This window comes from Corynebacterium jeikeium (genome assembly GCF_000738175.1).
In the GTDB taxonomy this organism is placed as follows: domain Bacteria; phylum Actinomycetota; class Actinomycetes; order Mycobacteriales; family Mycobacteriaceae; genus Corynebacterium; species Corynebacterium jeikeium_C.
In genome coordinates, this window is record NZ_JFCH01000035.1 from 90,773 (window position 1) to 100,676 (window position 9,904).

Below are 9,904 nucleotides of genomic sequence, written 5' to 3' on the forward strand. Positions count from 1 at the left end.
TCTACGTCCCTGGCCATGTCGCGGCACGATCAGGGGCACGTGACCCGCATCGGATCCCGTCCCAGCGAGGAGTTCGCCCGCCCGACCTTCGCCGCGGGTGCGGTTATTTGGCGCTTTTCTTCGGACGCCGCCGCCTCCACCCCTAACTCCCCCGAGTCCACGGACGTGGAGATCGCGATCATCCACCGTCCCCGTTACGACGACTGGTCGCTGCCGAAGGGCAAGGTCGATCCGGGCGAGAATCTTCCCGGAACCGCCATGCGCGAGATCTGGGAAGAGACCGGCTTTAGCGTGCGCCTGGGCTGGGTTTTGGGCTATGTCCACTACCCGGTTGGTTCGCGCACGAAGGTGGTTTATTACTGGACTGCCCAGCACTTGTCTGGCGAGTTCGAGCCGAATGAGGAATCCGATGAGCTGCGCTGGGTTTCCCCGGAGGAGGCCAAGGAGCTGCTGAGCTACGAGGCCGACCTGAAGGTCGTGGATGCCGCCATGGGTCTGCTGAAGCTGGGTTGTGACCGCCGCGTGCTGTACGTTCGCCACGCGAAGGCACACGCCCGCGAAGGGTGGGCCGGCGACGATGACCTGCGCCCCTTAAGCAAGAAGGGCCGCCGCCAGGCGGAGCTGCTGGTCTCTGAGCTGTCGGGGTACCGCCCGGAGACGATTTCTTCGGCCGTGCCGGTACGTTGCGAGCACACGGCCGCGCCGATTGCTCAGGACTTAGGGTTGGAAGTTACTTTTGACGCCAACCTGGGCGATGCCGGGTGGGCTGCCGATTCGGATGCAGCGGTGGATGCGTTCCACGCCGCCACGGCCGCACCTGTCTCCATGGTTGTTGCCCAGGGCACGGTGATCCCGGGTGTGCTGGCCCGCGTTGCGGGCGAGCACGACGTGGAGATTGAGGATATGCGCGTGAAGAAGTCCAGCACCTGGGTGCTGCACTTCGCCGGGGACAAGCTACTGGGGCTGGATTACCTGGCCAGCCCGCTGTCCGTTAAGTAAGCGCTAGCTGGCGGGAATGGTGCGCGGCTTGAAGCTGGCGCGCTGGGATTCGAAGGCCTCGATGGCCTCTTCGTTGCGCAGGGTCAGGCCGATGTCGTCCAGCCCTTCCATCAGGCGCCAGCGGGTGTAGTCGTCTACGTCGAAGCCGAAGGTGTGGGTGCCCAAGGTGACGGTGCGGTCTTCCAGGTTCACGGTGATTTCCGCGCCCGGCTGCTGTTCCAGGAGCTTCCAGATCAGCTCGATGTCGCTTTGTTCCATCTGGGCGGCCAGCAGGCCGGCCTTGCCCGAGTTGCCGCGGAAGATGTCCGCGAAGCGGGAGGATAGAACCACGCGGAAGCCGTAATCCATCAGCGCCCAGACGGCGTGCTCGCGGGAGGAGCCGGTGCCGAAGTCCGGGCCGGCCACCAGCACGGAGGCGTTCTTGTAGGGCTCCTGGTTCAGGACGAACTCTGGGTCCTTGCGCCAGCCGGCGAACAGGCCGTCCTCGAAGCCGGTGCGGGTCACGCGCTTCAGGTAGACGGCGGGGATGATCTGGTCGGTGTCGACGTTAGAGCGGTTCAGCGGTGCCGCCACGCCAGTGTGGGTGTTGAACTTTTCCATGGTGTTCTCTTCTGCTTTCCGCTCCCCCACCTGCTGTTTAGGCCGCTGGCGGGGAGGCTCGAAAAAATTTTTGGGCGGGTCTTGTACGGGTATCTAGCGGTCTGTTTTACAGATCCGCCGGGCCTGCAAGGTGGCCCGTCACGGCGGTGGCGGCGGCAACTGGCGGGGAGACCAGGTGCGTGCGCCCGCCCTTGCCCTGGCGGCCTTCGAAGTTTCGGTTGGAGGTGGAGGCCGAACGCTCGCCCGGGGCAAGCTGGTCCGGGTTCATGCCTAGGCACATGGAACAACCTGCGGTACGCCACTCCGCCCCGGCGTCAATAAAGATCTTGTCTAGCCCCTCTTCTTCTGCTTGCATCTTCACGCGCGTGGAGGAAGGAACAACGATCATGCGCGTGCCGTCGGCAACAGAGCGGCCCTTGACGACCTCCGCGGCGGCGCGCAGGTCCTCGATGCGGGAGTTGGTGCAGGAGCCGAGGAAGACCGTGTCGATCTTGATGTCGCGCAGCGGGGTGCCGGGCTTCAGATCCATGTACTCCATGGCGCGCTCGGCGGCGAGGCGGTCGTTGTCGTTGGTGAAGTCCTCCAGCTGCGGGATTGCTTCCGCCAGTGGCAGCCCCTGGCCGGGGTTGGTGCCCCAGGTGACGAAGGGGGTCAGTGCGGAGCCGTCGATGTGGACGACGGTATCGAACTGCGCGTCGTCGTCGGTGCGCAGGGACTTCCAGTACTCCACGGCTGCGTCCCAGTCCTCGCCCTTCGGCGCGTGCGGGCGGCCTTCGAGGTAGTCGAAGGTGGTCTGGTCGGGGGCGATCATGCCCGCGCGGGCGCCGGCCTCGATGGACATGTTGCACATGGTCATGCGGGCTTCCATGGACAGCTTCTCGATGGCCTCGCCCCGGTATTCGATGATGTGCCCCTGACCGCCGCCGGTGCCGATCTTGGCGATGATGGCCAGGATCAGGTCCTTGGAGGTCACGCCCGGCTGCAGTTCGCCGGATACCTCGATCGCCATGGTCTTGAAGGGCTTCAGCGGCAGGGTCTGGGTGGCCAGTACGTGCTCGACCTCGCTGGTGCCGATGCCCATGGCGATGGAGCCGAAGGCGCCGTGGGTGGAGGTGTGCGAGTCGCCGCAAACGACCGTCATGCCAGGCTGGGTCAGGCCCAGCTGGGGGCCAACAGTGTGGACGATGCCCTGTTCGATGTCGCCCATGGAGTGCAGGCGAATGCCGAACTCTTGGGCGTTGTCGCGCAGGGTGGACACCTGCAGACGGCTGGTGGGCTCCTGGATTTCCTGCAGGTCGCCGGTCTTCACGCCGACAGTGGGGACGTTGTGGTCCTCGGTGGCGATGGTCAGGTCCGGGCGGCGAACCTTGCGACCGGCCTGGCGCAGGCCGTCGAATGCCTGGGGCGAGGTGACCTCGTGAACCAGGTGTAGGTCGATGTACAGCAGGTCGGGGCCGCCGTTTTCGCCGGCTGCAACGATGTGGTCGCGCCAGACTTTTTCCGCGAGGGTTAAGGGTTGGTTCGTCACGGTCTCTCCTCTGTGTCCGCTATACAGTTCCACTGGATGGAATGTATAGTATCAAATCATGGGACACAATACGGAAATTCCCGCAACTAGCGGTATTCAAGTTTTGGACCGGGCGATCTTCATCCTATCGGTCATCGCAGCAGAACCTCGCAACCTTTCCGATCTGTGCGCCATCACCGGCTTGCCACGCGCCACGGCGCACCGTATCGCCGTCGCGCTGGAGAAGCACCGGTTGATCGAGCGCGGGGTGGACGGAGCGTGGGTCACTGGACCCGCCCTGTCCGAGATGGCGCCGTCTACCTCTTCTCGTCTTGAGGACGCCGCAGAGTTCATCCTGCCTGACCTCATGGCAAAGACGGGCGAGTCCGTGCAGCTATACCGCCTCTCCGGGATGGAGCGCGTGTGCATCGCCAACGCCGAGCCCGCCACCGGCCTGCGGGATACGGTGCCGGTGGGCCATCGGATGACGTTGACCGCGGGCTCCGCGGCCAAGCTGCTGGTTGCCTATGCGCCAGAAGCGTTCCAGAACCAGGTGCTGCCGGATGCCGCGTACACGCGCGAGGACTTGGAGAAGATCGCCGCCGAGGGGATCGCGGAATCCTCCGCCGAGCGCGACCCTTCCCTAGCTTCGGCCTCCGTGCCGGTCTACGGGGCAGACGCGCAGAACCGCACCGTAATCGCCTGCCTATCCATTTCTGGCCCCGTGGCCCGCATGGGTGAGCACCCGGCAGAGAAGTTCGGCGCGGATTTGAAGGAATCCGCCCGCCAGCTGGAGAACCTGCTGCGGAAGTAGCGAAAAAATTTTTAGAGGCACAATACCGCACACCCCCTTAGGAGAATCACAACCATGACCAGCGAAAACCCCGCAAGCCAGAATCCGGCCACCGACGACAAGCGCTTTGAGGCGGGCATTCAGGTCCGCCGGGAAGTAATGGGCGACGCATTCGTGGATACCGCCCTCGAGCGCAACGCCGGTTCGGATGGTGAGGCGCTGCAGAAGCACGTCACCGAGACCGTCTGGGGTTCCGTATGGACCCGCGACGGGCTGGCTCGCCGCGACCGCAGCCTGCTGAACATCGGCATGCTGGTGGCGCTGCGTGCGACCGAGGAGCTGCGCGGGCACGTCCGCGGCGCGCTGGAGAATGGGCTGACGCGCACAGAGATCACGGAGGCGATCATCCACGCCTCCGGCTACTGCGGTGCACCCGCTGCCCTGTCGGCGATGAAGGTTGCCCAGGAGGTTCTGGTCGCAGAGCTCGGACCGCTGGAGAATTAGGTTCGCGGCAGTTCGCGCCACTCCACGGTCAGCGCGCTGGCGCGGGTGGCACGTTCGGCAAGAAACTCGTAGAGGTTCTGTGTGCCGTCCTCGATTCCGTCGGCCACGTCCTCACCGGCGGAGGTGATGTCCACCAGCGCCGGGCCGGACGTGTCGTCGGGGTTGACCAGCTCGGCGCCCCAGCCTCCTTCGCCCCGCCGGCCGCCCTCATCCGCAGAGAGGGTACGGAGCCAGGCTTCGGCTGAAGTGTGGGCGTCATCACCAAAAAGAGTGGCGCGAACAGTGGCGGGCGTGCCGTCATTGCCGGGCGGGGTGCCCCAGAGCCAGTCCAGGTTTACGCGATATGGAGAGAGAATGGCGGACTCCTTTAGTAGGGTAAAACCATGAGTGAATACAAGGACAAGCGCTGCACCGACCAGGAACGATCCGCCGCCGTAGACGCGCTGTCCAAGGCGATGGCCGATGGTCAGCTGACTATCGCAGAGTTCGACGAGAGGTCGGGCCAGGCGCATGCTGCAACCCAGCGTAGCGAGTTAGTGGACTTGCTCGATGATCTGGTGGATGAGCCTGCGGGGGTACTCTTTGGACCTGGCTCGAGCACTGCGGTTGCGCACCGCGCGCCGAGTGACGTGGAGTGGGCTGCTCACCAAGCTTCGGACGCCCAACGCCACCGTGAAATGGTACTTGCGCGGTCGCGGTCGCTGGTGACTGGCAGGGGTTCCGAGACAGGTTTCAGCCTGGCGATATTCGGCGGAGTAACGAAGGCGGCGTGGCAGGTACCGAAGGCTCACTGGAACTTCAATATCTTCGGAGGTTCGGACTTTGACCTGCGGGAATGCCGGTTCAGCGATCCGGTGACCACGCTGTGGCTGAATAGCTGCTTTGGTGGCGCGGATGTGCTGGTGCCGGAGGGCGTGCGCGTTGATATGGGTGGCCTTGGCATTTTCGGCGGCAACGAGCTGGTGGTGGAAAACGGTGCGATCCACCCGGGCAGCTTGCCGGAGGACGCTCCCCTGCTGTTGATCCGCGGGCTGTCGATTTTCGGCGGCGTGACCGTGAAGGTTGTGCGGGGTTAGGGGTAACGCACCATTAACCCCCTACCTGCATTTGCTCTTCGACAACGAAGATTATGAAGAATTTAGAGACCACGGAATCCACCAAACCGTTCACCGAAAGGGGCATGCCTACCCACCAACAACTTGTTGTACCAATTTTGAAGGCTATAGCGGGTCTGGGTGGTTCCGCCCGAGTGCAAGAGATTGTTGACGAAGTACTCGAGCTCCTTCCAAACTCAGAAGCTCTTCTAGAGATGAAATATCAAGGAGATACAAGACCACCGGTGTTAATTAACCGGATTGCGTGGGGCAGATCGACCGCGAAGCGAATTGGAGCCTTGGAACAGCCGGACCAGGGAGTATATCTGCTCACCGAAATTGGGGAGAAAATTCTCAAGCTTCCTGAAGACGAGCGATTCCCTATGGTCCAGGAACTTGACCGTGAGGCATCCCGAGTTTTGCGTGAGCAGAAGAAGCTCAAGCAGAAGACTAAGGTTTCTCAGCAAACGGAGGACGACCCTGACGAGGAGATCCTAACGGAATCCAGCGTGGAGGCTCAGGAACGTGATTGGAAGAGTCAGCTATTAGAACGGCTACATCAGCTTCCACCTGAAGGTTTCGAGAAATTTGTTATCTATTTGCTCCGCCGACAAGGCCTACAACTTCAGCACACAGGCAGTTCCGGAGACGAAGGGGTGGATGCGATCGGTACGGCACCTTTGAGTTCGGTTCTCTCGTCCCGAGTGGCCGTGCAGATCAAGCGCTACGCGCCCGAGGGCAAACCTATTGGGCGGGAAACCGTAGCACTCTTCCAGCGTGATGCGCAGACAAAGGGCGCTGAGCGAGCAATTATTGTGACGCTAAGCCGGTTCACAGAGCCAGCCCGCAAGGCTGCCACCTCCACCGTCCCAACAGTGGATTTGATTAGCGGTGACCGCCTTGCAGAGCTCATCCGTACTGATGGCGAATCCGGAGTGAAGCTGCGCCCGACGGTGGATCCGCGATGGTTCGATAAATTCGACTGTTCGTAAACGATACAAGGAATACTAACTCAGGTTACTTTTGCACGTTTTAGATATCTTCAAGTCCAATGACATTCAACCATTATCCCCTGAAATCCCCTGCACAGAGACAACATTCGAAAATTTCCTCACCAAATCATACTACGAGGCTCACATGGCTAAGTTTTCTAGGGGTTGAGCACTCCAGGAAGACCAAAAAGGTAGACAATCAAATTCTGGACAGAATAACTTACCTAAATAGTCAGCATAAGGGACATACCCACGCCATTACACCATGTGGCTCAGGCCTCTTAGCATGAGTTCGTTGACGTCATGATCTCTAATGTAATTCCATCATTGAGATACATTCAATCGGCAGTACCCCAAACAAGCAAAAGTACCGCCAGAGTCAGCTTCCCCTATCCCAACGGGCACCCAACTACGACAATAGCCTTCCAAATACACTTCACCCAGCTTCTATCATCGTTTACATCAGATTTTTGCCTTAGCGCCCCAAACCAGACCCCACACCCCACCCCACAAAGAACCACTAAAAGAATATGTAATCTGATTACATAAATAGACTCATAATAGATATACTCTAACAACTCTTGAACAGATCCATAAACGCAAGCAAGAGGATAAAACCACCTTGACAAAACTTTTCAATAAGATAAATCGAAAGCAAACCTCCTACAGAAAGAAGAATCATTCTCACGCACCAATACTGGTGAGGATGATTTCTTACTTGTTTGTTTTCTGCACCCTAGTTCTATCCACTAAGAACTTCCAGACACAAGACCAAAAAGAAAACGTCACCCCAAAGAGAATTTCTGATAAAGTAAAATACAACACAGAAAACTCGACACAAGGCCGTAACGCACGCTCCTATTCCAGGGTTAATTTAATTATTTCCGGTTTGGGATTTTCAACCGCTTTTTTATCTTTTCTCGCAATATTCACATCGGTAACCACCCCTCCGGAAAAGGCAGAATATATAGTAATTGGGACTCTTTGCCTACTGGGGGGAATAATATTTTCTTCTAGATTTTTCTGGACATGCTTAGCCTCTGCGGAAAACTATACGGTAACCAACGATTCAGATGATTACTCACTGGAGAGGACAACTTTCTTCGCATGGCTTTGCCTTGTAGTTACATCTTTCCTGCGATCATTTTTCGACATAACGCTCAGGGACCTAGGTCTAGATAATGTAGGAGGCTGGATTGTTGCACTGGCACTATGGACACCCATTGTTCACATTATTGGGCCAGGCTGGGGAAAACTGAAAGCAATAGACCCTAAAGGTAGACAAATTGTTTGGCCAGATTTTCGTATATAAGCGGTCGACGAATAGTGCTCCGAAGAGCGAACAAACAATCACGCCCCCCTTCTAGCGTTACTTAACGTACTACTATGACGTTGAGAGTTTTAACTTTTCAGAACGACTTGATGCCAATCGATTCAAGATGCCTTCGCTTCGACAAACTCGTCGTTGAAGGTAACTACCGATTGTTTGGCATACGTACACTTCAGTTCTCAGACATATTTCCCGACGCGTATCATGGGCGCGATTAGTGAATTATTCCCAGTCGAAACAGCGGGCACCTCACCACCGTCACTACAAACAACCGCGTAGAAACTGGGCAAAAACCAGCATCCCCATCTACCGCCCCCTTTCTCAACCGCTAAGAACTCAACGTTATCGCCACCCGCCTGCACGTCTGCACACACCAATGGATAGATACTATCCAACCTGAGACCACCACCCCATACGGCCCGGAGGAACACAACAGCCTCGACACCGTGCTCTCACGCTTTCCCAACCAACAGGAAGGCCTTGCATCAGAGGCACAGGAAAGCCTTGATTTCCTCGCCAGCCTTGGGCCAGACGCGGTGACTCCTACCGGCTACCAGACCGTGGATAACGCACACGACAACCAGATTGAGAACAAGGCATCAGAGATAGAGGAAGGGCGCGAAGACGGTCAGGACGCCGAACTCTAACCACACCCAAGAACACAGGTCTATTCCTTAGTTAGTGCTATCTCAGAAATCATCAGGGATAGCCTTTTCCAACTCACGCTCTAAATACTCTATGGCTTCTTTCTCGCTCATGCCCTGGCTCATTAACTCATCAATTGAAGCGTCCTGGGTTTGGTTCCGCTTCTTTTACGGCCCTGTGTTGATGGGCTCGGTGAGATAGTACCCGGTTTCTACTTCTTGTGGGGTGGCGTAGTCCAACGCCTCGTGAAGACGTTTGGTGTTCCACCAGTGCACCCACCGCAGGGTGGCTAGCTCGACTTCTCCTACTGATGTCCACGGGCCTTGAGGATGGATAAGTTCAGCCTTGTAGAGACCGTTAACAGTCTCGGCCAGCGCGTTGTCATAGGAATCTCCGACTGTGCCGACACTTGGCCGGATCTCGGCTTCGGCCAAAGCAGTGGAGTACTTCAGTGACACGTACTGACTTCCCCGGTCACTGTGGTGTATCAGCTGGTCGCCGTGGATTCGACCAGCAGTCGTTAATGCATGTTCCAGTGCCTCCATCGGCAGCGCATCAGTGCGCATCGTAGATCGGGTGGCAACACCGACTATTTTGCGGCTGTAGACGTCAATGACAAACGCGGTGTACGCGAATCCTGACAGGGTGCGAACATAGGTAATGTCGGCAACCCAAAGCCTGCCTGGTGCCTGCGCACGAAAGTTTCGGCGCACAAGATCCGGACGATGATCCGGCATTTTAGGGCTGATCGTGGTCACCGGGGTGCGTCCACGTCGTCGACCAGACACACCTGCAAGTTTCATCAGGCGTGCGGTCTTGTCGCGGCCGATATGAAAGCCCTCACGGTTCATGGCGTGCCACATCTTGCGGATGCCGTAGACCGAAAAGTTTTCCGCATGGACGCGCTGAATCTCTGGGATAAGCAGGCTATCGCTTAAGGCCCTCGCACTCGGGGCGCGGGTGGTGGCTTTACGGTAGCCGCGGGAGGTGATGAATCCACGGTCTGCTTGTCGAAGGACACGGCAGATGGCCTCGACCCCAAATTGCTCCTTGTACTCGTCGATGTAGGAGATCATCTGGTCGTGGGTCGGTCGAGTTCCGCCGCGAAAAAAGCCGAGGCAGTCTTGAGGATTCTGTTGGCTCGTTTCAGCTCGCGGTTTTCCCGGCGTAGCCGTTTGAGCTCTTCTTCCATGGTTTCGCCACCTGTTGGTGCCGTCTGCTCATGGGCGACGCTGTCACGGTACCAGGCGCGTAACGTGTGGTGGGACACGCCAAGAAGCTCCCCGACTTCCTCGTACGCGCGTTGCCGTGAGCAGGACTCCAGACGGACCATCTCTAGGGCTTGATGGACCGCCTTCTCCTTGAATTCGGCGGAATACTTTCTGGGCATAGTGCCAATCCTTCCTTAGCAGAGGTAGGAACTAAACCCAGGACGCTTCA

Annotated in this window: 11 protein-coding genes; 7 read left to right on the forward strand and 4 right to left on the reverse strand. The window is 58.3% G+C overall.

Going from position 1 to position 9,904, the window contains the following annotated elements; all coding sequences use genetic code 11:
- Positions 1–15 precede the first annotated feature (15 nt).
- The gene (locus tag JQ46_RS06335; RefSeq protein ID WP_051876270.1) at positions 16–999 is read left to right on the forward strand and encodes a bifunctional NUDIX hydrolase/histidine phosphatase family protein; all 984 of its coding nucleotides are present in this window, start codon (positions 16–18) and stop codon (positions 997–999) included.
- 3 nt (positions 1,000–1,002) lie between these two features.
- Here the strand turns inward: JQ46_RS06335 and leuD are convergent, their stop codons facing one another.
- The gene (gene leuD, locus JQ46_RS06340; protein WP_034973007.1) at positions 1,003–1,599 is read right to left on the reverse strand and encodes a 3-isopropylmalate dehydratase small subunit; all 597 of its coding nucleotides are present in this window, start codon (positions 1,597–1,599) and stop codon (positions 1,003–1,005) included.
- Positions 1,600–1,705: 106 nt separating this feature from the next.
- On the reverse strand, positions 1,706–3,127 hold the full coding sequence (gene leuC, locus JQ46_RS06345) for a 3-isopropylmalate dehydratase large subunit (protein ID WP_034986394.1): 1,422 nt from the start codon (positions 3,125–3,127) through the stop codon (positions 1,706–1,708).
- Between the two features lie 58 nt (positions 3,128–3,185).
- On the opposite strand from leuC, the gene JQ46_RS06350 reads away from it, so the two are divergent.
- Together JQ46_RS06350 and JQ46_RS06355 are read left to right on the forward strand one after the other, a co-directional pair.
- Positions 3,186–3,920: an IclR family transcriptional regulator gene (locus JQ46_RS06350; RefSeq protein WP_034986395.1), complete on the forward strand. Its 735-nt coding sequence runs from the start codon at positions 3,186–3,188 to the stop codon at positions 3,918–3,920.
- Between the two features lie 54 nt (positions 3,921–3,974).
- Positions 3,975–4,403 (forward strand): carboxymuconolactone decarboxylase family protein, encoded by a 429-nt coding sequence (locus JQ46_RS06355; protein ID WP_034986396.1) that lies wholly within the window; start codon positions 3,975–3,977, stop codon positions 4,401–4,403.
- Here the strand turns inward: JQ46_RS06355 and JQ46_RS06360 are convergent.
- A complete protein-coding gene (locus JQ46_RS06360; RefSeq protein WP_237744750.1) occupies positions 4,400–4,915 on the reverse strand; it encodes a hypothetical protein in 516 nt (171 codons plus the stop codon). The two genes, JQ46_RS06355 and JQ46_RS06360, sit on opposite strands and share 4 nt — an antisense overlap.
- On the opposite strand from JQ46_RS06360, the gene JQ46_RS06365 reads away from it, so the two are divergent.
- The 4 genes from JQ46_RS06365 to JQ46_RS06375 all read left to right on the forward strand — a co-directional run bounded on the left by JQ46_RS06365 (position 4,859) and on the right by JQ46_RS06375 (position 8,466).
- Entirely contained in the window at positions 4,859–5,479 is a 621-nt protein-coding gene (locus JQ46_RS06365; RefSeq protein ID WP_237744751.1) for a DUF1707 SHOCT-like domain-containing protein, read from the forward strand. The two genes, JQ46_RS06360 and JQ46_RS06365, sit on opposite strands and share 57 nt — an antisense overlap.
- Positions 5,480–5,532: 53 nt before the next feature.
- Positions 5,533–6,489, forward strand: a complete 957-nt coding sequence (locus JQ46_RS06370) for a restriction endonuclease (protein ID WP_237744752.1) — start codon at positions 5,533–5,535, stop codon at positions 6,487–6,489.
- A 706-nt stretch (positions 6,490–7,195) separates the two neighbouring features.
- A complete protein-coding gene (locus JQ46_RS11260) occupies positions 7,196–7,801 on the forward strand; it encodes a hypothetical protein (protein ID WP_155271108.1) in 606 nt (201 codons plus the stop codon).
- Positions 7,802–8,265: 464 nt separating this feature from the next.
- Positions 8,266–8,466, forward strand: a complete 201-nt coding sequence (locus tag JQ46_RS06375) for a hypothetical protein (protein WP_034986399.1) — start codon at positions 8,266–8,268, stop codon at positions 8,464–8,466.
- Positions 8,467–8,631: 165 nt separating this feature from the next.
- Here JQ46_RS06375 and JQ46_RS06380 read toward each other — a convergent pair.
- Positions 8,632–9,854 (reverse strand): IS3-like element IS3501 family transposase gene (locus JQ46_RS06380; protein WP_155271109.1). Its coding sequence is split into 2 segments (ribosomal slippage): positions 8,632–9,578 and positions 9,578–9,854, totalling 1,224 coding nucleotides; the frame shifts between segments, so codons are not numbered across the junction.
- Positions 9,855–9,904 lie beyond the last annotated feature (50 nt).